17 protein-coding genes and 3 pseudogenes are annotated in these 22,382 nt (G+C 52.4%); 10 read left to right on the top strand and 10 right to left on the bottom strand.

Annotated elements, in window-relative coordinates; genetic code table 11:
- Window positions 1-695: 695 nt before the first annotated feature.
- The 4 genes from ACL2XM_RS05470 to ACL2XM_RS05455 are packed head-to-tail and all read right to left on the bottom strand — an operon-like array spanning window position 696 to window position 4,819.
- On the bottom strand, window positions 696-2,027 hold the full coding sequence (locus tag ACL2XM_RS05470) for an MFS transporter (RefSeq protein WP_413729941.1): 1,332 nt from the start codon (window positions 2,025-2,027) through the stop codon (window positions 696-698).
- Window positions 2,024-2,680 carry a hypothetical protein gene (locus ACL2XM_RS05465; protein ID WP_413729940.1) on the bottom strand — a complete coding sequence of 219 codons (657 nt, stop codon included), beginning with the start codon at window positions 2,678-2,680 and terminating at the stop codon, window positions 2,024-2,026. Before ACL2XM_RS05465 ends, ACL2XM_RS05470 begins: the two co-directional genes overlap by 4 nt.
- Window positions 2,681-2,714: 34 nt before the next feature.
- Complete coding sequence (locus ACL2XM_RS05460; RefSeq protein WP_413731039.1) at window positions 2,715-4,088, bottom strand: amidase; 1,374 nt, start codon at window positions 4,086-4,088, stop codon at window positions 2,715-2,717.
- A 14-nt stretch (window positions 4,089-4,102) separates the two neighbouring features.
- Entirely contained in the window at window positions 4,103-4,819 is a 717-nt protein-coding gene (locus ACL2XM_RS05455) for a DUF2848 domain-containing protein (RefSeq protein WP_413729938.1), read from the bottom strand.
- A gap of 171 nt (window positions 4,820-4,990) precedes the next feature.
- Between ACL2XM_RS05455 and ACL2XM_RS05450 the strand changes: the two genes are divergently transcribed.
- The 4 genes and pseudogenes from ACL2XM_RS05450 (at window position 4,991) to istB (ending at window position 7,708) form a co-directional block, all read left to right on the top strand.
- Window positions 4,991-5,632, top strand: coding sequence for a GntR family transcriptional regulator (locus tag ACL2XM_RS05450; protein ID WP_413731038.1), 642 nt, complete (start codon window positions 4,991-4,993; stop codon window positions 5,630-5,632).
- Between the two features lie 494 nt (window positions 5,633-6,126).
- Window positions 6,127-6,516 (top strand): annotated as a pseudogene (locus tag ACL2XM_RS05445) (Arm DNA-binding domain-containing protein); the annotation flags it as partial.
- Window positions 6,510-6,946: pseudogene (locus ACL2XM_RS05440) on the top strand (IS21 family transposase); the annotation flags it as partial. The pseudogenes ACL2XM_RS05445 and ACL2XM_RS05440, both read left to right, overlap by 7 nt.
- Window positions 6,943-7,708, top strand: a pseudogene (gene istB / locus ACL2XM_RS05435) (IS21-like element helper ATPase IstB). The pseudogenes ACL2XM_RS05440 and istB, both read left to right, overlap by 4 nt.
- A 60-nt stretch (window positions 7,709-7,768) precedes the next feature.
- On the opposite strand, the gene ACL2XM_RS05430 reads toward istB, so the two are convergent.
- Window positions 7,769-8,701: a LysR family transcriptional regulator gene (locus ACL2XM_RS05430; protein ID WP_413723074.1), complete on the bottom strand. Its 933-nt coding sequence runs from the start codon at window positions 8,699-8,701 to the stop codon at window positions 7,769-7,771.
- A gap of 85 nt (window positions 8,702-8,786) precedes the next feature.
- Here ACL2XM_RS05430 and ACL2XM_RS05425 point away from each other — a divergent pair, with 85 nt between their 5' ends.
- The gene (locus ACL2XM_RS05425; protein ID WP_413723075.1) at window positions 8,787-9,335 is read left to right on the top strand and encodes a nuclear transport factor 2 family protein; all 549 of its coding nucleotides are present in this window, start codon (window positions 8,787-8,789) and stop codon (window positions 9,333-9,335) included.
- 18 nt (window positions 9,336-9,353) lie between these two features.
- The gene (locus ACL2XM_RS05420) at window positions 9,354-9,758 is read left to right on the top strand and encodes a nuclear transport factor 2 family protein (RefSeq protein WP_413723076.1); all 405 of its coding nucleotides are present in this window, start codon (window positions 9,354-9,356) and stop codon (window positions 9,756-9,758) included.
- Window positions 9,759-10,039: 281 nt separating this feature from the next.
- Here the strand turns inward: ACL2XM_RS05420 and ACL2XM_RS05415 are convergent, their stop codons facing one another.
- The 3 genes from ACL2XM_RS05415 to ACL2XM_RS05405 all read right to left on the bottom strand — a co-directional run bounded on the left by ACL2XM_RS05415 (window position 10,040) and on the right by ACL2XM_RS05405 (window position 13,085).
- Window positions 10,040-10,951: an SDR family oxidoreductase gene (locus ACL2XM_RS05415; protein WP_413732575.1), complete on the bottom strand. Its 912-nt coding sequence runs from the start codon at window positions 10,949-10,951 to the stop codon at window positions 10,040-10,042.
- 483 nt (window positions 10,952-11,434) lie between these two features.
- The gene (locus ACL2XM_RS05410; protein ID WP_413732574.1) at window positions 11,435-12,319 is read right to left on the bottom strand and encodes an FAD:protein FMN transferase; all 885 of its coding nucleotides are present in this window, start codon (window positions 12,317-12,319) and stop codon (window positions 11,435-11,437) included.
- 187 nt (window positions 12,320-12,506) lie between these two features.
- Window positions 12,507-13,085 carry a nucleotidyltransferase family protein gene (locus ACL2XM_RS05405; protein WP_413732573.1) on the bottom strand — a complete coding sequence of 193 codons (579 nt, stop codon included), beginning with the start codon at window positions 13,083-13,085 and terminating at the stop codon, window positions 12,507-12,509.
- Window positions 13,086-14,042: 957 nt separating this feature from the next.
- On the opposite strand from ACL2XM_RS05405, the gene ACL2XM_RS05400 reads away from it, so the two are divergent.
- Genes ACL2XM_RS05400 through ACL2XM_RS05390 form a run of 3 tightly spaced genes read left to right on the top strand, consistent with a single transcriptional unit; the run spans window position 14,043 to window position 17,904 of the window.
- On the top strand, window positions 14,043-14,531 hold the full coding sequence (locus ACL2XM_RS05400) for a (2Fe-2S)-binding protein (RefSeq protein WP_413728150.1): 489 nt from the start codon (window positions 14,043-14,045) through the stop codon (window positions 14,529-14,531).
- Window positions 14,528-15,520: an FAD binding domain-containing protein gene (locus tag ACL2XM_RS05395; protein WP_413723081.1), complete on the top strand. Its 993-nt coding sequence runs from the start codon at window positions 14,528-14,530 to the stop codon at window positions 15,518-15,520. Before ACL2XM_RS05400 ends, ACL2XM_RS05395 begins: the two co-directional genes overlap by 4 nt.
- Window positions 15,517-17,904, top strand: a complete 2,388-nt coding sequence (locus tag ACL2XM_RS05390) for a xanthine dehydrogenase family protein molybdopterin-binding subunit (RefSeq protein ID WP_413732572.1) — start codon at window positions 15,517-15,519, stop codon at window positions 17,902-17,904. Before ACL2XM_RS05395 ends, ACL2XM_RS05390 begins: the two co-directional genes overlap by 4 nt.
- Window positions 17,905-17,945: 41 nt before the next feature.
- Here the strand turns inward: ACL2XM_RS05390 and ACL2XM_RS05385 are convergent, their stop codons facing one another.
- The gene (locus ACL2XM_RS05385) at window positions 17,946-18,911 is read right to left on the bottom strand and encodes an XdhC family protein (RefSeq protein ID WP_413732571.1); all 966 of its coding nucleotides are present in this window, start codon (window positions 18,909-18,911) and stop codon (window positions 17,946-17,948) included.
- A gap of 487 nt (window positions 18,912-19,398) precedes the next feature.
- A complete protein-coding gene (locus tag ACL2XM_RS05380) occupies window positions 19,399-20,730 on the bottom strand; it encodes an NTP/NDP exchange transporter (protein ID WP_413732569.1) in 1,332 nt (443 codons plus the stop codon).
- A gap of 587 nt (window positions 20,731-21,317) precedes the next feature.
- Between ACL2XM_RS05380 and ACL2XM_RS05375 the strand changes: the two genes are divergently transcribed.
- Complete coding sequence (locus ACL2XM_RS05375; protein ID WP_413732567.1) at window positions 21,318-22,148, top strand: oxidoreductase; 831 nt, start codon at window positions 21,318-21,320, stop codon at window positions 22,146-22,148.
- Window positions 22,149-22,382: the final 234 nt, after the last annotated feature.

Below are 22,382 nucleotides of genomic sequence, written 5' to 3'. Positions count from 1 at the left end.
CGCAACGTATTGATATATCATTTTTCTCGTTTTATGAAATGCAAAATTTTCTATAGGTTAACCTTCATGCGCTTGAGATACCATGATAAACGGCACTCAACATAAAGAGATTTTATCATCCAAAATATTCAAAGCAGATCATAATCCAGTCACCTTTAATCCTGTGTTCACATGATCATATGGAAAGATGTATCACCCTTCCTGGTAACTATATAAACATTAGCACCATTGCGAAACAAAATTATTTTACATTTCAGTGATAACAATATTGGATAGGTCATATGAGCAAGTTGAAAATTAGGATAGTGCAGTTTAAACAAAATAACGCGATCGCGATCTTCGGTCGCTGAAAAAGATGAACCCCACAAAAAAACATGGGGTTCGTCAGCAGTCTGAAGCCCGTTAGTTAGCGGGCTTTTTGGTCTTCTGCCTGATGGCAGAGTTTTCTACGCTTCTATTTTCCTCTCACTGTCAAACACCGGCACTTATTACGACATAGAAGGTTTCAAACGATTTAGCCATACCCGTAAGGGTTCATCCAGAGTTACCCCCCCCATTTCATCTAACGTTGTGCGCGCCCCATGGGATTCATGGCACAAGTGAATGCCCGCCTTGGCAACGAGCGTGGCCAGTCGCCCACCAGAATATGCAGATGGGCTAGGAAAATGGCTTATCGCGCCGGCGCACGATGTGGATTATAAAGGTTTATGCGCTGTCTCTTTGGCGGCGAAAACCGCTACCAACGTGATCAGCAGTGCCAGTGTCACATAGGCGGAAATGGCCAGCGTACTGTTATACTCTTTATAGAGTGTGGTGATAATCAACGGGGCAAAGCCGCCGCCGACAATACCTGCCAATGTATAGGCCAGGGACGAACCGGCATACCGTACGCGCGTCGGAAACTGTTCGGTCACGAACGCCGCCTGCGGGCCGTACATCATCGCATGAATCAATAATCCGATAATTACCGCCAGGCAGATAAGCACCGGCTGGGTACTGTCGAGCAACACGAAAAAGGCATAGGCCCAGACGATCGCCAGCAGTGCGCCGACAATATAGACCGGACGGCGGCCGAAGCGGTCGGATAGCGCGCCGAACACCGGTACCGTAATCGCATTGCCCAGCGCGCCGAGCATAGTGGCGGTCAGCGCCAGCGGACGCGGCAGATGCAATACGGTGGTGACGTAGGTCAGCGTGAATACCACCACCAGCGCATACAATACATCCGACCCGATGCGTGACCCGCCGGCGATAAGCAGCGGTCGCAAATGTTGACTAAACACTTCTTTTACCGGGGTGTGGGTAGTGTTTTTGGCCTGTTCCAATTTGAGGAACGCCGGCGTTTCGCCCACGCCGCTACGCAGCCATAAGCCGAAGATTACCAGTAGCAGACTCAGCAAAAACGGCACGCGCCAGCCCCATAGCTGGAAATCTTCCGCGGGCATCATCACCGTGACCAGCGTGATAAACCCGGTCCCAATCAGGGTGCCACAGGAAGGGCCGACCTGGGCGAAGGAGGCGTTGCGCCCGCGCTGTCCGGCGTCGCCATGTTCCATTGACAGCAATACCGCCCCCGCCCATTCGCCGCCGAGCGCGATACCCTGGATAAAACGCAGCGTAACCAGCAGCAGCGGACTCCAGACACCTAAAGACGCGTAACCGGGTAACAGCCCCATCAGCGCGGTGGTGACGCCCATGATGATAAGCGTCGCCACCAGCACGAAGCGACGCCCCATCACATCGCCCAGGTGGCCAAACAGAATGCCGCCGATGGGCCGCGACACATAACCGACGGCGTAGGTGGAAAAGGCCAGGATAGTACCCACCAACGGATCGAATGAAGGGAAAAAGACATGATTGAAAATCAGCGCCGCCATGATGTTGTAAACGGTGAAATCGTACCATTCCAGGGCAGTGCCGATCGAACTGGCCGCGGCCAGCCGACCGGTATTGGGCGGCAGGCGCACAATACCGTCCAACGCGTCGACGTCCTTTGGAATAACGTTATTCTCGCTGGAAAGGTTCATGATTTGAGCTCCTGTGCGCTAAGCTGCCAGCTCAGGCCGTAGTACTGCACCTCGCCGTGAGGGTGTTGCAACGTCTGGCAGGCGCTCGCCGCAAATGTCCGGCTGGCCTCGGCGCTGCTGCTTTCAAGCAATATCATGGGCAACAGTTCTCTGTTGTCGCGCGACTCATTGGGCAACGGTGAACTGAGGGTTTCGTCGGGCGTCAATAGCGAACAACGGACAAATCCGTTTTGTTCGCGCAACAACGCGCCAAGGGCGGCGACCTCGGCGTTAAGTTTGGTCCCCGGCGACCGGGAGGCCAGGACCAGGATAGCCAGGTAACTCCCCGTGCCGATCCCGGTCACCGACTCGACAGCGCAAACCCGACGCATCGGATCCTGCATTTTCGCCAGGTTAGCCACCGACCAGGGCGTTTGGCGGGTAAAGGCCGCATGGTAGGCTTGCGAGGTGAAACTCGCCAATGATTCGGTCAGATAGAGCCCCAGATACTTACGCCCGCCCTGCAAGGACTGATAGCGGGTGCCCGACAGAAATCCGGCAATGCGTACCCGCTCCTCCACGTGTTCCCGGTCATACCACCGGTTAAAATCCTCTTCATCCGCCGGCGCGATGCCGGTTGCGACCAACAGCATAGCGTTCGATCTGTGTTCCATGGGTACTCTCCTCAAGGTTAACGTCGATAGGAAATTATTTTCCCGCAGGGAACCGTGCTGCGCTCAGGCAGCGTTCAATTTGCAGCGCCCAATTCAGCAATGCACCGTCCCGCATCGGCAGGGACGCGACCATCAGCCCCACCGGCGCGGCGTCCACCGGTTGGCAAGGCAGTGATACGGCGCAACCGTCGAGAAAATTGATCATCGCCGGATTGCGCAGCACCGCGCCGTTGACACGGAAATAGGCATTTTCATCCGCGTCCAACGCGGCAATGGGCGGCGCAATCAGCGGCACCGTCGGCATCAGCAACGCGTCATACGAGCCGATGGCGGCAGCTACCCGGTGCTGCCAGTCGGCGCGCTGTCGCAGCAGTTGCCGTCGGTCGTTTTCGTCGAGCGCCTCGCCGCGGCGGATGCGTGAAATAACCCGGGGGTCGTACTGCGCGCTGTTTTGTTCAATCAAGGGCCGGTGCCATAACCAGGACTCCAGCGCGGTAAATCCGCCGGCGGCGTTGATGCGGGACAGTTCGGCAAATTCAACGCAGGGGATCTCTGTGATATGCGCGCCGGCCCGCCGCAGATGCGCCAAAGCGGCGGAAAACGCCGCCGCTACGTCGTCGTCGAGATCGTCGAGCACCAGCGTTTGCGGCACGGCAAAATGCGCCTGCGCCAGCGGTTTGTGGACCAGCGCCAACGGCCGGTCACTGATGATATTATCGAGCGCCAGGCAGCTGGACACGTCATGGGCCATCACCCCCACCGAGTCCAGCGCGGGAGACAATGGCAATACACCGGCGAGATCGATACGGCGTGCGGTGGGTTTATAGCCGGTCAGCCCGCAAAAGGCCGCGGGAATACGCACCGACCCGCCGGTATCGCTGCCAATCGACCCCAGGCACATGCCATCGCTGACGGCAACGGCGCCGCCGGAGGACGACCCGCCGGGAATGCGGCGCGTGGCCCGGTCATAGGGATTGGCCGGCGTGCCATAATGCGGGTTGATCCCCAAGCCGGAATAGGCAAACTCGGTCATATTGGTTTTGCCGACGATCACCGCGCCCGCGCGCAGCAGTTTGTCGACAATGACGGCATGACGCGCGGCGACGGGCGCATCGGCCAATACCACCGAGCCGCCGGTGGTGCTTTCGCCGGCCACGTCGAATAAATCCTTGATGGATATCGGCATGCCATCCAGGGAGGAAAGCAGCCTCCCTGCCCTCCGGCGCTCATCGGAGGCCGCCGCCCGTAGCCGCGCCTGCCGGCGATAAATGCGGGTAAAGACGCGCACGCCTTCACCCCGGGGATCATCCATTGCCGCCAAGGCCGCCTCTGTTAACTCCCGGGCGCTGACAGTGCCGACATTAAGCCGCTCCGCTGCCTGTGATAAGGCCATCTCGCTCTTTTTCATCATCGGTCCCCCCTTTACGCAACAACCGGTAATTCGGTGCAGTAATAGCGGTGAGTGATGGTCCGGCCCAGGACGTCATCTACCAGCGCCATTCGGAATTCCGTGGACGGTCGGATGCCACCGATGGCGGCCACCGTGCCGCAGACTATGGCCAGGCCGTCGATCGGCCCGGACGACGGAGTTAGTCCCCTTGCCAACATTTCTTGGCTAGAGAAATAGCACTCCAGCAGTTCGGCCGGTTTACGCAGGCTGGCCAACGTTCCTTGCTGATACAAACGAAGCTCGCCTTCCTCTTTGATCCAAGAGCGCAAGATGAGTTGGTCCCAGTGCCCCGCCACCTCATGCAGCGGCCAGGCGGTACGGGCTACCGGTTTGGCACAGATTTGCTTTGATAGCGCGACGCTGTGAGTTTCCAACCGACGATCGGTATGGTCGGACGCCAACGAGACGTAAAGACAGCCCTGATGGGAGAAGACCAGGGGTTCAACTTCGCCCGACGTCGCGCCGCCCATCACTTCGATAACCTCTTGCTGGCTTAACTGGTTGGCGGCCACGCGATAAAACAACGGTGTTGCACTTGGCCGGGGCACGCCCAGCGCTTCAAGTTCACTGATATGGTGCAGGATCGCTTCGGGATCGCGACCGGTCCAGCCGGCAACGATTAATTGATTAATGTCGGTCTGTAGGTGCCCGGCGCCAGTGGATCCGGGTAGCTCAAAGGTCAATTCCATAGTTGCCAGCTCGCTGTATTTAAGTGATTAAAGAAAACATCGTGAAATTTCACTCTATTTTCAGAAATGAAATAAGCGATTTTCATGCCACCTTTTGTGTAGAATGTCTAAAATGTTTTAAACAGGACATTACGCGTGAAATCTTCTGATACCGTGAGCCAAGATTTGCCGATGGACGATGAGTCCGATTTGTCGCTCAATGAACTGGCCTACCGCCGTTTTAAACAGGCGCTGGTAACGTTGAGCTATAAGCCGGGTGATTTTCTCAATACGGCGCAGGTGATGAATGAGCTGGCGATGGGCAGAACGCCGATCAACCAGGCAATCCACCGCCTGGCCAATGAGGGCATGCTGCAAATTATCCCACGTAAGGGTGTGATGGTATCGCCGCTCTCTATTGACGATGCGCTGGAGCTGATTGAGGTTCGGCTGGCGAATGAGATCTTATGTGTGAAATTGGCCAGCAAGCGAATTTCCGCTGCGGACGTTGCCAACCTACGGGAAATAAACGAATGGATTGCAGACGCATGCCATTCCCGAGAGCGGGATCGGATGATGGCCCTGGATTATCAGTTCCATCAATTGCTGGCGCAAATCGCCGGTAATGCAATGTTGGCGGACATTTTGCGGGTGCTGCATGCCAAGGCGCAACGATTCTGGGCCAGTTCGCTGTCGAAAGAGGGCCATATGCTGGAGGTTATCGAAGAACATCAGGCGATCATTGTCGCGCTGGCCGCACAGGACGGCGAGGCGGCCGCGCTTGCGGCAGAGGCGCATATTATATCGTTCCGCGGCGCCCTGCTTCGGGGATAGGCCAAATCACCCGATGTGGGCTTCGCTTGCAAATGACAGGCATCAAATTTTGAGCCATTAGCGCATATAACGTTGCACTGATGAAATACTGACTGGCCTCCCTTAGCGAGCACTTAGTTACTAAGTTACAGTAGTAACCTTGACCAGCACTATCATTTGAAGCTGGCGTCATATTTGATCGCCACACCCCATAATAGTACTGACCAAAAAGAAATCTCTTGCCACCTTATTTAAGTAAGTCCAAAATTGAGTCCAGTTCTATTTGATGAATATATAAAATTGTTTAATCTACAATTGGTTAGCGCATGGATTCAGGTCCAGTCAGAGGAGCCAATTTCTTGTTTTCATGCCGCTTTACGAATCCCTATGTGGTTCATATTCAATAAGTTAGCGTGAGAAATCTTCCCGATGCATTTTCAGTTTTCCCTCTGCATCGGGAGAATTTGGTGGTCAGATTTGGGGTCAAGTTGGTTCGATGACGGAGTGACCCCCAAATGTCTCTTAACGACACAAAAATCCGCAGCTCAAAACCATCCGCTAAACCCTTCAAAGTTTCCGATTCTCATGGCCTGTACCTTTTGATCAATCCCGGCGGTTCACGTCTCTGGTATATCAAATATCGCATCAATGGTAAGGAATCCCGGCTTGGCTTAGGGGCTTATCCCGATGTTTCTCTGGCTTACACCCGGCAGCAACGTGATGGCATACGCAAGCCGCTGGCGCAGAATATCAATCCAGCACAGCAACGTATCGCAGAGATAGCTGCCAGCTCCCCTGAAAAATCCTTTAAACACGTTGCATTAACCTGGCATAAAAGCAATCGAACCTGGTCACAGAACCACTCCGTACGTCTGCTTGCCAGCATGAACAATCACATCTTCCCGAAATGTGCCAACCCTACCGCGCGCAGACAAAGGGCAAGGTCGAGCGCTTCAACGGTTACTTGTGGCGTTCGTTTTATGTGCCGCCGGCAAGTCGTCTGAGCCAGAGCGGCTTGCAGCTCGATGTCGTCACCGCCAATGCCGAAGTGGCGCGTTGGCTGCGAGAAGTTGCCAACGACCGGGTGCACGGCACGACACAGGAAAAGCCGGCGGCACGGCTGGCAAAGGAAGTGCCCTGTCTACAGGCGCTAGCTGTGCCCTGGCGCGGGAATATCGCTGCTGCGCGGCCACAAGTGCAAGCCGCAAAGGAGCCCGCCCCGCCACGTCGGCCGGCAATCGTGCCTGAGCGGCTGGCAGAAACGACGCCTGAGCAGCACCCCTGGCCGTCTATGAGCAACTGCTGTTCAACGTCCGGCAAGGGATGGCGGTATGAACTTACAACATGAACGGATAGCCCGGTTGTGCGAGACTCTGAAGCTCTCCTTCATGGCACAAGGCTACGGCGCGGCGGCTCAGCAGGCGGCCAAGGATGAGACGGCTTACAGCGACTTCCTGGAGGCGTTGCTGCGCAAAGAGGTCGCGGGACGGAACGTGCGAAAACAAAGCATGATGACACGCATGGCGGGCTTCCCGGCGATCAAGACGCTGGAACAGTTCAACTATGACTTCGCCAAAGGCGTTAAGCGCAGCCAGATTGAAGAACTGGCCGGACTGGGATTTATCGAACGCAACGAGAACGTGGTGTTGGTCGGCCCCAGCGGCGTGGGCAAAACCCATTTGGCGATGGCGCTGGGTTACAAGGCAACGCAGGCCGGCATCAAAACGCGTTTTACGACAGCATCGGACTTGCTGTTGGCGTTGAGCACGGCACACGCGCAAAACGGTGATGCGCCGGGTCATCAAGGCTTACCGCCTGCTTATCATCGATGAAATAGGCTATCTACCGATGAACCGCGAGCAGGCCAACCTGTTCTTCCAGGTGATCGCGGCGCTCTACGAAAAGGGCAGTTTAATCGTGACCAGTAACCTGCCGTTCGGGCAGTGGGATGCAACGTTCGCGCATGACGCCACCCTGACGGCGGCACTACTGGATCGGCTGCTGCATCATGCCCATATCGTGCCGATTGCCGGCGAAAACTACCGACTCAAGCACCAACGGCAGGCCGGAATGGTTCATGGAAACAAAGTAGCCTGATCCAGCAGTGAAATCAGTGAAAAACCAGGACTTGCTGGTATTGATACAACCCCGGCTAAATTATCCGTTTCGCAACCAGTCAATAAATGCCCTCATCGCTGGCGATATAGCTTTACCCACGATCCAGCAAAGGTAATATCCATCAAACTGACTCTCCCATGCCTCGAGAACGCGATGAAGCGCGCCAGAGTCGAGATGAACACTCACTCTTTCCGCTGTGACCTGAGCAACGCCGATCCCCGCGATGGCAGCCCGATATTGACGTTCCCGGTCATCCACTACCAGATTTCCTGTAACGGAAATATTTTTTAACTGTCCATTAAAAGAAAACTGCCAGGGCTCTGGGGTCACCTTGCCCGGCCAACGCCAGCCAATGCAATTATGCTGGCTTAAATCTTCCGGCTGTTTAATGTTTCCACGTGCTTCAAGATAGGATGGCGCGGCCACCACTATTTGATGTAACCGCTCACCAATGGGAACCGCAACTAATCCTGGGTCAAGTACTTCACCAAGCCGTAGAGAGAGATCGAATCGTCCCGCCATAAGATCCGCGGGGCAGTCATTTATCGTGAGATCAATATGCACATCGGGGAAAGAGGCAAGAAAACCCGCTACCTTACAATCCAGAAACATTTCAGCAGCCGAACGAAAGGCATGAATTCGAATATTTCCTTTAACGATACTGCTTCGCGAATGCGCTTGCATGAACGCATCGGCAAGATTTTCCAGTAATGGCGCAGTTTGAAGATACAGCACTCGCCCCTCCTCAGTGAGACACACTGAGCGTGTGGTGCGATTTAAAAGTCTCAATCCCAAGCGCTCTTCAAGTCCCTGGATTTGTTGGCTGACCGCAGAGGCGGATATACCGAGTTTGTCCGCCACAGCCCTGAAGTTCAGTTTCTCCGCCACCATGATAAAAGTCTTAAGCGCCAAAAAATCCGAACGGCTAATCATTTCTACCTCTCTATTATTAAATTGCTCTAATAACTGCATCCAGTTATGGCTGTATTAATTAATTAAAAAGAACAATTATAATAGCGGCAATCCAGACAAACCAGCAAACTAGGAGAAGGGGCTAATGGTTGACAGAAACCGACTTACCTTAGAACAACGACTGCAGATAACGGAAGATAAGCTGGCCATTTATGAGCTTATTGCCTCTCATCCCCCCAGTGCCGACAGCGGGCTCGCTGAATATACGGCCTCTGTTTATATGGAGGATGGTGTGTTTAATCGAGGTGAAGGGTTAGATGGTGCTAAAGGCGTGAACGCGATCGCAGCATTTATACTCAGACCAGCACATGAAAAGGCAATTAAAAGCGGACTGGCACATTTTGCCGGGCTGCCGCTTATCGACTTACGAGGCGATACGGCTATTGTCACCTCCTATTTACAGCTATTACAGTTGGATCAACAGGGAGAACCACGTGAGATGGCCAACCATGGATATTCTACCGGGTATCGTATCCATCGGGTAGTGGTTAATCGTTGGGAGCTGGAACGTCACGATAATCGCTGGAAAATACGCAGCAGAACGCTTCTTCCTGTCGACGGAACCGATGCGCCGCGTCAACTGTTAGCCCGCGGTCTCTCTGATATTCTTAAAAGCACACGTCAGAATTCATAAACAGCCAGGAGATACATAATGAGTGAAGAAAATCGCCAGTTCTTATCGTCGCTTTTCCAGTCGGTAGCCAACCAAGGATGGGGAGAGAATTTTATGGCCGCATTACACGAGGATCTGGAATTTAATGCACTGGGAACTTCGCCAGTTTCAGGATGCTATCGGGGGAAGATAAACTACAGGAATAATCTTCTTAACCGCCTTGATGACAAACTGGAATCATGGCCTGTGCCGATCATCGATGCAATGATAGTTGACGGAGATTATGCCTGCCTGCGTTTCCATGCTACAGGCGGTAAAGGTAAAAACGGAGTGAACTTCAATATGCAATACTGCTGGGTACTGCGCATAAAGGATAAACAAATTGTAAAAATCTGGGGGTATTATGATTCGATCATCATGAATGCACTTTTTGAAAAGTCGTAACTAAAATTGAGTGACAGTTGTTTGATAAAAAATAAATTACCGCAAAAACATAGCTTTATACTAAAAAACAGTAGGGCTAATAATCAACTTCTATAAAAGAAGTATTGCTGAAATATAGTTATATTAAGATATTCATAAACCAGTGACGTATGCCATACTATGACCAACTCCCCTCTGGTTAATCCATCGCCAGGCTAGTAATGTTTAATGGGAAGAGATCACTGATATAAAGCCCCCGAGAGCACAGTCAGAGGAATCCATCAGCACTTCCCCGATGGAACTCAGTCTTTGAACCGCCCACGGACAGCATTAAGTTCGCGGATAAACGTGGGGGGTTCCTTGGCGAGGGGTAAACTGTCCCGGTCCCGAATGGCGTCGTAGCCGTCGATAGGATCGACCGGCAGTGCCGAGAAAAGCGGCTCCAGATCGGACTGGGCAGCGCCTTGTTCGGCGACCAGCTCAAAGGTTTTGCGATTCGCGGCAGGCGAGGTCAGCGAAGCGACGAGGACCTGGGCGATCTGGGCACGGGCAACCACACCGTCGGAAGGCGATCCGGCCCAGTGCGTGTCTCCTTGTCGCATCACGAGACGGTGCTGTTCGGGTGTATTGTAGTCAAACCATCCGGGACGAACGATGGTGTAAGGCAGACCACTGGCGCGCACAAGCCGCTCCCCACGCCGCTTCCAGTCGTGTCCGATAGTGGGTTTCGTGACACCGACCGTGGTCATCAGAGCGATCCGCGCCGGGGCTTGCAAAACGCTCAAGATGTTGCGCACCGCGCCGTAGTTCACCTGCTCGGCTCCTTGCGGATCGTTCCCGCTGATGCCATGTGTGAAGATGATGCCTGTGACGCCTGCGACCGCGTCGTGCAGTGTCTCGGCCCGGGTCAGGTCACCCACGACGACCTGGACGCCAGCGGGGAACAATTTCGCCTGGCCCGGATCACGCACCAGAGCCCTGGTCTCATATCCCTTCCTGAATGCTTCCGCGACGACCGGTCTGCCGATGCTACCGCTTGCACCGACAACCAGGACAACAGGTTTATTTTTACTCATTAGCTTCTCCGGTCCGGGATCACTTTCAGTTGATTGTAAAGCCGCCTGCGGCTGCTTCGAAGCGGCGATGGCAGTGCCGGCTAACAGTAAATGAGCAAGCATGAGCGTCAGAAATATTTTGCAGGCGAAACAATTCATGTCGCACACTCCCTGAGTGATATCAATAAGATTTTATATCGCACGGCTCCGCCATCGAGTGAATTGCTGCATTGCTTTGCCTCTTTGTCGAGACAAACCATCACCCCAGGGATCGGCGTGAGCGGGCGGTGCGGCAGTCGGTGACGCCCGAATAAGAAGCACATTGAGAACCCGAACGGAAGCGGCATTGCCAGTGGTCTGTGTTTGTCTAAATCCAGCATCGATGAATTCAAATGCGACAAACGGTCCTCATTAAAGCTATAAGGTGCAAACAGGGCATAGCGCCAAGCCGGGATGACATTTATGTCCTCACATTGAATTCTTTTTCAGCACGACCCATCTTACGTAGGAAGCTGACTTTAATTAAGAGGGTTATAACGCATTCAATGTTGAATGAAATTAATAAATAACTTCACGTCAGCGCCGGATTAACGGCTCTGGCGGTAAGCAATGTTCTGTGCAACCGTTAGCGTTTCGCAAACCTCAGAAATAGAGTTCACCTTTAAAATTCCCGGAAGCTTCTGCGTGTCCATCGGCAAACATCCTTACAAATTCGAAATCGAAATAATCCACCAGTTGTTCCTGTCCGACAAAAAACAGCGCCGTCGCCAGGCCGTCCGCGGTGGCGGCATCGTCGGCAACAGCCCAGGTTGCGACTACATCGCGGACCGGTAGTCCCGTGCGAGCATCAAGCACGTGATGAAATCCATCACCCCATGCCCGTCGGTTAACTGCGGATGCACACAGCGCGCGTCCCTGTAAAGCGGCAACCCCGATCGCCATTGTGGGATTGAACGGATGCTCCAGCCCAATCCGGAGGGTGGATCTCCCAAAGTGACGGATATCACCACTGCCATCGACGACAAACTGGTCAAAACCTGCATCTCGGAGAATTTCAGAAACCATGTCCACCAGGTAACCTTTTCCCACAGCGCCAACATCGATCACAACAGCCCTGCGTGTGTTAAGCGAAGTTCCCTGACGCATAATGTCCTTCGACCAGACCGCTGTGTCACTCTCTATTACTGCGTTCCTGACCAGGTCAGGCGCGGGTTTAAGCGTATAATTTCTGTCATAACCGAGCAATTCGAGGGCACGCCCCACCAAGGGATCCACGGCACCGCCGGTTATGGCGTGCAGCCGGTCATAGAGAGAGAATAATGCGTGCGCATCCTCAGGAAAATCAAAACATCCTCCATTGGGCGCCGCGGCGATTCGAGACACCAGAGAATCTGCTCGAAAGCGCGAATAAACCGCCTCAAATAGCGCGATCCTATCAAGGATGGATTGACGCACACCGGTCCCCAATGGGATAAGCGTCTCGATTTCCCATCGGGTTCCAATGGCCTCAAATGAAAATTTTCCCATATACCGCCTTTTCAATACCCTCAAACTACCTTATGCGCCGCGGTATGCCTTTCACCTTACCGCATGGTTTATTTCCGCGGCATAACCATGAATTAATCACACGCAGCCCAGGTCAAGGGCCAAAGCTCTCCGGTTGCTATTGCCACGCCGTGACACCCTATCCATCTTGAAATTAACAATAGTTACATCAGATTACTTGTGCATCAGGCATGGGCGGCAGGTCGATATCGGTAATCACCCCGCTATCGTTAACATCTATTAGCAAGGGGGGATACCTTCTCAGCACCTCTTTTGCCCCACAATCGCCCCGCAATTGCAAAAGCACATCAATTGTCTGCGCGGAAAAACCTACCGGATGCCCTGGTTGATGACGATATACCGGCCTGACAGTAACATGCTGGTCAAGCGCAAGTGCAACTTGCTGATAAATAGCGTGGCTGACAAAAGGCATATCAGCTAATTGTACCAACCACCCTTTCCAGCCCCGACACGTATTTACCCCCGCGGCAATCGTTTCTCCAAGCCCATCGGTATCAGCACAGCTAAAAGTCACGTGGAAAGTCCGGCATATCTGATGAATTGACGTGTAAGAGGAACGAGTCACAACGTGAATTGGTAGGCCAGAACGACTCGCATTGAGCAAGGTCTGCTGGAACACAGTGACGCCATTATCAAGCAGATGCTCGAGTTTGAGTCCTATACCGCCGGCTGTTCTATATCGAAGCCCGTGACCGGCGGCGGCAATCAGTATACCAACAGGAAGCATTGCCCTTGCCCTCTCGCAACACATTCGATGAATCGCCCCATAACGTACAACCGTCGATATCATGATTAACCATTATAATTATACATCTCACATCTGGAAGGTTAACTTTATTGTGGTTTAGGCATTTTGTGACTGATAATCAAGATCTTGTTAACCTTATGCTATAACTGATCAATGAACCCATGACACATTGCATCCTCTCGCCAAAACGCGGCTATCTTCATTATGGATGAAATATTGTGTTGCCAAAGATCGGGTGGCGAATCGAGGCGTGTTTTCCAAACTCGGATTGACCCAGGTATAAATTTATGTATTAAATGCTATTAATCAATGCGTTAAAGAGATTTAATCACTAAATCTATCGCCTTTTATTCATGATTTAATGGCGACACAACCAGATCATATGATGAACAGTTATGAATAATTTTCACTAAGCCTAGCAAGTTTCAACAATAATCAATTGCTGCCCACCTGTTAAACTTACACGGTGAAAATGTTTACTGAATGTCAGCGTTTTGAATTTTACGGCATAGGATAGAGACAACATGACCCTACGTTATTTATGACGCTATCGCGGTTTCATGCTGTCATGATTTAAGTTAAAAAACGTTCATATCATTAGAAAATAAAGCGTTTTTAGCGATGATAATAGAAGGGATTTTAAATATTAAAAAAGTAGATGCGCGATTAGAAATCTGCACCGGTGGCTGAGATATAGCAGTTAATCGTTATTATAATAAATACTGATTACGACTCTCTATTCAGATGGGTATTTTTAGACTCAAAATTGGGTTATGTCCATGCCAAGAGTAAACGATCCGATATTTATCATTTAATGCTTACATAGCTAAATCTTATAGTAACACCTTGTCAAAGGGATATTTGCATTCGCCATTATAACGAGAGCGCAACCTTGTTGCATTCAAGATGAATCCTACTTATTACTGGAATACAAATATGGCTGAAAACATACCGTTAAACATCATTGTCAATGGTGAGCCTCATGAGCTTTCTGTTGATCCCCGGGTTACCCTTCTGGACGTGCTGCGCGAGCACCTGGCGCTGACAGGCACTAAAAAAGGCTGTGACCAAGGCCAATGTGGTGCCTGTACCGTACATATTGATGGGAAACGCGTGCTGAGTTGCCTGACCCTGGCGGCGCAAGCAGACGAAAAACAGATAACAACCATCGAGGGATTGGTCAAACGCGATGGTACTTTACATCCTGTACAGGCGTGTTTTTTGCAACATGACGCTTTTCAGTGCGGTTATTGCACACCGGGACAAATTATGTCGGCGGTGGCGTGCATCAGGGAGGGACATGCCGGATCCGAACAAGAGATCCGCGAATACATGAGTGGCAATATCTGCCGCTGCGGCGCCTATCCGCATATCGTCGATGCCATCAAACAGGCGGCCCTTGCGCTGAATAAGGAGTCGGCATGAATGAATTCTCTTACCATCGGGCACAAACTTTAGATGATGCATTGTCGCAGGTCACCCCTGAAGGCGGGCGTATTCTGGCCGGCGGCACAACCCAACTGGATTTGATGAAGTGTAATGTTGAAAAACCGCAGCGGCTTATCGATATCACCCGCCTGCCCGGTTTGAGCGACATTTTTTTCTCGGCGCAGTCCATCCGGTTCGGGGCGCTGGTACGGATGAGTGAATTGGCAGCTCATCCGGATTGCCGCAATCTCGCTCCGGTTGTTTACGGCAGTCTTTGGCAGGCCGCCTCTCCCCAGATCAGAAATATGGCGACTATTGGCGGCAACCTGCGCCAGCGTACCCGCTGCGTTTATTTTCGCGATCCGGAAACATTTTCCGCGTGCAATAAGCGTCACCCCGGATCCGGGTGCGCCGCACTTAAGGGCATTAACCGTAATCACGCGATACTTGGCGCAAGCGCCAGCTGTGTCGCGGTGTATCCGGGAGATTTGGCGGTCGCGCTCACGGCCTTCGACGCCAGAGTGATATTACGCAATACCGCCCAGCGTGAACGCAGTGTCCCTATTGGACAATTTTATCAATTACCTGGAACAACGCCTGACAAGGAACACGACATTGCGCCAGATGAGATCATTATCGCTGTCGAAATACCACGTGTTCCCGCGTTGGAACACTCCTATTATTTGAAAGTGCGCGATCGCGCGTCCTATGAGTTCGCCGCGGCCAGCGCGGCGGTGGGTATCGAACTGGATGGTCGAATGATCCGTGATGTGCATATTGCGCTCGGCGGCGTGGCCACCAAACCCTGGCGTGCAGTCCAGGTTGAAAACGCCTTGCGCGGCAAGACATTCAGTGAAGAAAACATCAGTGAAGCGGCACAGTTGGTCATCGCGGATGCCCGGCCATTGGAGCACAATCATTTTAAAATGGTGCTCGCGCCGAAGGTTATTACCCGCGCATTGCTCACCGCAGGAGGATTATCATGAAGCAAGAAACCGATAAGGTACGCCGCGGCTTGCTTAAAGCGACAGCCATTGCTTCCGTCGTCAATGGAAGCGGTATTGGTTTTGGTTCGGCGCAGGCGGCGCAACAAACCGGGACCGCCACGCCGCCCGAAACCGGGAAATATGAGGCCCTGGGGGCCGCCCGCCCGAGGGGCGACGGCGCGGTGAAAGTCAGTGGAGCAGCCACCTATGCTGTTGAACACCAGGTAGCCAATGTACTTTATGGCGTCGTCATTCAATCCACCATTTCCAGCGGCCGAATTATCGGTATGCAGACGGACGCCGCCCTGGGTGCGCAAGGGGTCGTCGCCGTTTACACCCATTTAAACACGTCGAAGATACACAGACCCACGCCGATATCCCAGGGGGGAGCGGCGCAATCAACCTATACTCCGCTTCAGGATGACCGGATTATCCACAACGGGCAAAATATCGGTATTGTGATTGCCGAGACTTTTGAGCAAGCCACCTATGCGGCCTCGCTGGTCAAAGTTGAGTATCAGGAGACGCAGGCCCTGATCGCGGCGACCGATCCCAACGCCAAGCCTAAAAACATGGATGCGCTTAGCATCAATATCGGCAATGCACAGCAGGCTATGGCCAGCGCCGACGTCAGAATAAGCGGCCATTACATCACGCCACGCGAATACAATATGCCGATGGAACCCCATGCCTGTATCGCCCAATGGCAAGATAACAAGCTGAGGGTATGGGAGCCAAGCCAGTGGGTGGCGGGCGCCCAGGTGGAGATCGCCGAATGGATGGGCATCGACAGGAGCGATGTCCACATTATTTCTCCTTATGTCGGCGGGGGGTTTGGCTCCAAACCGGTGCCCTACAGTCATGTTGCGCTGGCCTGTGCCGCGGCACGGGAGTTAAAACGTCCGGTGAAAGTGTCGTTAACCCGTCCGCAGACGTTCACCGGTTTTGGCGGACGAGCGGCGACCTCACAACATTTAGAGATGGGCGCGACGCGTGACGGCAAGATAACGGCCATTATTCACGACAGTTTTAGTGAAACATCCTTAGACGACGTTTACGCTGAGAACTGCAATCGTGTGACGGCGCGGCTGTATGGCATTCCCAATGTGCAGTCCCGCCATCGTGTCGTGCCTATCAATACCGTGACTCCGGGCTGGATGCGCGCGCCGGGAGAAAACCCCAGCGCCTTCGGTTTGGAAGTGGCGATGGATGAAATGGCTTATGCGCTTAATATCGATCCGCTTGAACTCAGGTTGCGTAATTGGGCTGATCATGACTATCAGCTCAACAAACCCTGGAGCCTGCGCCGGTTGCGCGAAGCTTACCTTGAAGGCGCGAAAGCCTTTGGCTGGGATAAGCGCAGCATGGCGCCGCGGTCAATGCGCGAAGGTCGTGAGCTCATCGGCTGGGGTATGGCCTCGGGAACCTATCCGGTAAACCTTCAGCCCGCTGAAGCAAAACTCATTTTGCAACCCGACGGCAGGTTTATTTTGCAGAGCGCCGGGGCGGATATAGGGACCGGGACCTATACCATACTGGCGCAAACGGCCGCGGAAGTACTGCAAATCCCCTCAGAAAAGATAACCGTGCAGCTTGGCGATACCTTTTTGCCCAGGGCTGGTGTTGCCGGTGGCTCCCAGCTCGCTGGCAATCTGGCGGCCGCAGTGAATAAAACCTCTTCTTTGATGAGGGAGCGTTTGTTGACCTTGGCTGTCGAGACGCCGGATTCGCCGCTGCATGGGGTTGACCGCGGGCGTTTAGTGCTGGCTAATGGCGAAATCCGTATGGCGCTGCGCCCCAGTAAGACCATCACCCTATCACGATTGCTTCAGGTGGCGAATATGGACCGTCTGGAGGTGACAGGCGGCACATTTTCGCAGGATGCATCGTCTGAGGAGCGGGATAAAATTGTGGGAGCACTGAATACCATGACCCGGCCGCAGGATGTTTCCGCCCACAGCTGGAGCGCTCAATTCGTCGAAGTCAGGGTTGATCAGGATTTTGGCACCGTACGCGTCAAACGCATGGTAGGCGCCTTTGATAGTGGCCGTATTTTTAATCCCACGCTCGCACGGAGCCAATGGATTGGCGGTATGATTATGGGGCTGGGCCAATCATTGCTCGAGGAAGGCATTATCGACCCTAATAACGGTCGGGTGATCAATAATAATTTGGCTGACTATCTGGTGCCGGTCAATGCCGACGTTCCTGAGATTGTCACCATTGATGTGGGCCAGCCTGACTACAAGGCGACAACCATGGGCGGTAAAGCCGTGGGAGAATTGGGTATTGTCGGGGTTGCCGCGGCGATAAGCAATGCGGTGTTTCACGCGACCGGCAAGCGTATCAGGGAACTGCCTATCACCATGGATAAGTTGATTTAATAAGGAAGGGGCTTATCACCAATAAGCCCCTATAATCCTTGCTACGGGATATGATTTTTTTCTTTAACAATATGGCACATAACCGACAAGGCAATTTCCGCCGGGGTTTTACTGCCAATATTGATGCCGATAGGTGCATGCACCCGTTCCAGTTGCTGAGAGGTTAACCCCCCTATTTCAGCCAGCCGGCGTAACCGGGTATTGCTATTACGCTCCGACCCCATCACACCTAGATAAAACGCCGGGGTATTGACCGCTTCCATTAAGGTCAAATCATCAATACGCGGATCATGCGTCAATGCCACTATTGCAGTATTGGCATGGCAACCATTGAGCTCCAGGTACCTGGCGGGAAATACATTTTTCAGGATGGCCTGGCGGTGAATGCGATGTCTGAAGTTATCAAGGATATCGTCCCGAGTCTCACATATGATGGTTTCGAAACCCAGCCCAACGGCAAATTCCATGCAACAAATGGCCACTTCTGACAAGCCGGCGATGATGACGCGCGGCGCTGCCGCAATAGTCAGAACGATTTTTTCATCATGACGTTCTACCACCGTACTGCTACGCCATTCCGCTTTTTCAAGAGATTCGCAACTAAACGGCGTCGCAACGACTTTTCGCAAAGAAAATCGCCCTAGGAGCGCCTGGTGCAATTCCACAAGACGGTTTGTATAGTGCGATGCCACGGGTAAATACTCAATAAGAATATCAAGCACACCGCCGCAGGGCAATGTGCGATCAGGGGGCAACCCGCCCTCGCCATAACGGACAACCTGGCTTGCATGCCGGAACTCACCTTCCTGTATCCTGCGAATAAAATCTTCTTCGATACACCCTCCTGACAATGAACCGCAGAATTGACCTGCCATATTGATAGACATCATGGTGCCGGGTGGGCGGGGGGAAGAGCCAAACGTGTTCAATACGGTGCAAAGCCACACCGGTTGCGTTTTAATCCAATTAATTGCGTGTTCAATGACCATGATATCGAGATTTTGCATTCTTAGAGTCCCTGAAAATTTAGGTATTAAATTTTCGCGCAAGCTCAGTTAAAATATAGAAAAGCATGAACTTAGCTTCAACAAACGAAATATCAATTTGCCGTATCGCGAAACCCTTAAAGAATTCAAATACCCTATTCTTTTAGAAACATTGATTGCTAATAGAGTAACACCGCAGTAAATATAACTTTCTTTAATAAAATCAGCGAAGAACAAGAATACTTTAGTATAGCTAATAAAATAAAATTGACTATACCGATATATTGATAAGGCCTGTGAGTTTTTTTCATTAATTCAACTGGCTATTTTAGTAAAATTACATGAAATAAATATTCATCTATTATTTTTCATCGGCCATTCGGTATCTATTTCAGTGAGCATCTGAATGCCCTAGGGATATTATTGCGAATCAATCTGAAACAATTTAGCATATGACTTTTCCGCCAAATATCGGGCGATCACAGCCGTATGGCGCGAAAGCTTCATCTCAATCAGTCTCTCTGTTAACAGTTCTGGATAGCGTTAGCTGGCTGCGGGTCCCAAGCCAGACACTTAAGCCGAGCCAAAGCGCGGAAAGCGGCACGGCGACGATGGAAATACCCGTCATGCTCAACCCCAGCCCAACCAGCCCGGCATAGGTCCACCCTGCGACCTGATCGCCGACGCGGTACACCACGGTATCGATGAAATTTTTTGCTTTATAGCGATCCTCGCGTGCCACCGAGGTGAACAGGACCTCGCGCGTGGGCCTTGCCAGGCTGAAATTCGTCACCCGGCGCATCACCTGTACCACGACGAATAAACCGATCGCCGGATAGGCGGCAATGCCGGCAAATCCCACCAGGCTAAACAGCGGCAGCGCGCACAGAGTGACCACCACGCCCAGCCAGCCGATAAGACGTCCGGTCAGGAAAAGCTGTAAAACCAGGGTGATGGCATTCACCCAGAAATCTATACGGGCAAAAAATACCGTCCTGGCCGCGCTGTTCACAAAATTACCCTCGGCAATACTGGCCTGCTGAAAATACAAAAAGGTGGAGGTGACGCTATAAAACAACATGAAAAACGCAATGCCCAATAAATAGGGGGAGCGAAAGGTATGCGTCATGCCGGCGAACAGTCCCCCGCCCAGGGCCTTATTGGATTCGTCGCCCCGCAGGGGGCGTTGGAAGACATCGCTGACCCTGGACAGCCGGCGCGAAGCAAACACGGCCATCTCAAGCAGGATCATGGCAATGATAAGCAAACCGTTCTGCCCCACCATTTCAACAAAACCCGCCGTCAGGCTCGACCCCACCAAACCGCCGAGCGTCGCCCCGGCGGCCAGGAAACCAAACAGCCGCTTGCCTTGTTCACGGTCGAACACATCGACGATAAACGACCAGAATACCGACACCACAAACAGATTAAAGACGGAAACCCAAATAAAGAACGCCCTGCCGACCCACACCGATTGGCCGGGTGTGGCCACCGTCATCAGCAGCATGAAGATAAGCAGGTTGACGATAAAAAAACGATAGGTTACTGCAATAAAACGCTCGCGCGGCCATCGCCGCACCGCGGCGGCAAACAGGGGATTCACCGCCAGCATCGCCAGCAGCGTGCCGGTAAAAAGCCAGGGCAAATTGCGCACGCCGCCCGCCACGCCCAACTCATCCCGAATCGGCCGCAACACATAATAAGCCAGGAAAAGGGCAAACACATACAGCCAGGACCATGCCAGCGCCGGGATCTCTTCAGGTTGGATATTAACGAGCCGCCGTAACGAGACGATGAGTGTGTTAATAACTGTTTTGACGTTCATCAATTTTGTGGGCATTACATAACTATTCCGTCGTTATGGGGTCTATTTGGCGTTAATGGGCCCGTATTCAGCGTTTCCCAAGCCAGCTCATCGATTATCCTGTCATTAAATTTAACAGACACACACTGTATAAAACAGTCCGTAAATCCGCATAGGCTAATGAAAACGGTGCATTAATGGTCATTTAAACCTCCTGGGCGATAGCGTATCTTTTCCTGGTTATAACACAAATGGCGGTTCTTCATTAATGCGAGGGAAAGGTTTGGGCGCTCGGAAAATAGCGTAATTTTTGCGGAGGATGACTCATGAATATCACTCATAACGGCAAGTAAAACATAAGAGTAATTGTTCCTGAATAACTCTTCTATAGTTTGTTATGTAAAAAAAGTGATCACATTTTTTCGAAAATCTTGAGGATTTTGATCAGGTTCTAGTGTGTAAAGAACTTCCTTCTTTTCGGAACAGATAATGGGAGATATTTATCAGCCACCATTCAATAGTCTGCTCAAAGGGTGTTTCATCATTATTTGAAAGCGGCAGTTTATGCGGAAGAAAACGCTTCCGTCCCGAACGATAACACAATTTTCTGAGGTACTTTCTCTATGCCAACATGGTTAATTACCGGTTGTTCCACCGGACTTGGTCGCTATCTCGCTCAGGCGGTTCTTGAGCGTGGATGGAACGCGGTGGTTACCGCGCGGGATCCGGTAAAGGTTCAGGATATCGTAACATCCTATCCCGACACCGCGCTGGCCGTCGCGCTGGATGTGACCGACAATACCCTGATTGCCGAGGTGGTGCGCCAGGCTGAAGCTCGCTTCGGCGGGGTGGACGTGCTGGTGAACAACGCCGGCCACGGCTACCGCGCTGCGGTGGAGGAAGGCGACGAGGCAGATGTCGACGAACTGTTTGCCACCAACTTCTTTGGCCCGGTGAAGATGATCAAGGCGATACTGCCCGGCATGCGGTCCCGGCGCAACGGTACCATAGTCAACGTTTCCTCTATCGCCGGTCGCGGTGCCGAGCCAGGGTCAGGATATTACGCGGCGACCAAATTCGCACTAGAGGGTATGTCGGACGCGCTGCGAAAAGAGATCAGTCCGCTTGGTATCAAGGTGCTGGTGGTGGAACCCGGTGCGTTTCGTACCGATTTTGCCGGCCGTTCATTGCAGCAATCAAAGACTGTTATCGCTGATTACGCCAATACCGCCGGACTGCGCCGGAAAGAAAAGGATAATAGCCATGGTAAGCAGCCCGGCGATTGCGCGCGCGGTGCCCAGGTAATCATTAAAGCCGTCGAGGCGGCTGACGCGCCCTTCAGGCTGCTATTGGGCAGCGATGCCGTTAAGTATGTCCGCTCCCAATTGGAAAACCAGCTAACAGAAGTGAATGCCTGGGAAAAAATCAGTGTCACCACCGATTTCCCCAGTTGAGATCCCCGCCGCCGCGGCTTACTTATTTCCCCAGTCAGGGCGGCGATAATGGCATTGTTAATATTCTGGCAGTGGCTTGCGGGTATCAACCAAGAGGATAAGGCAAGAATCATCCATGAATACGCCTATTGTTTAGCCGCCAAAGTATTACTCTTTTTACAGCACAACGCGATATATTCACAATGCCGGATACGACTGCTTTAATAAATAGCAGACAATTCAGGACCTTCAAGA

Origin of the sequence: Sodalis sp. RH20 (genome assembly GCF_047324205.1) — a bacterium.
Lineage (GTDB): Bacteria > Pseudomonadota > Gammaproteobacteria > Enterobacterales > Enterobacteriaceae > Acerihabitans.
Note: the sequence above shows the minus strand (reverse complement) of the source record. Positions and strands in the feature narration are given on the sequence as shown.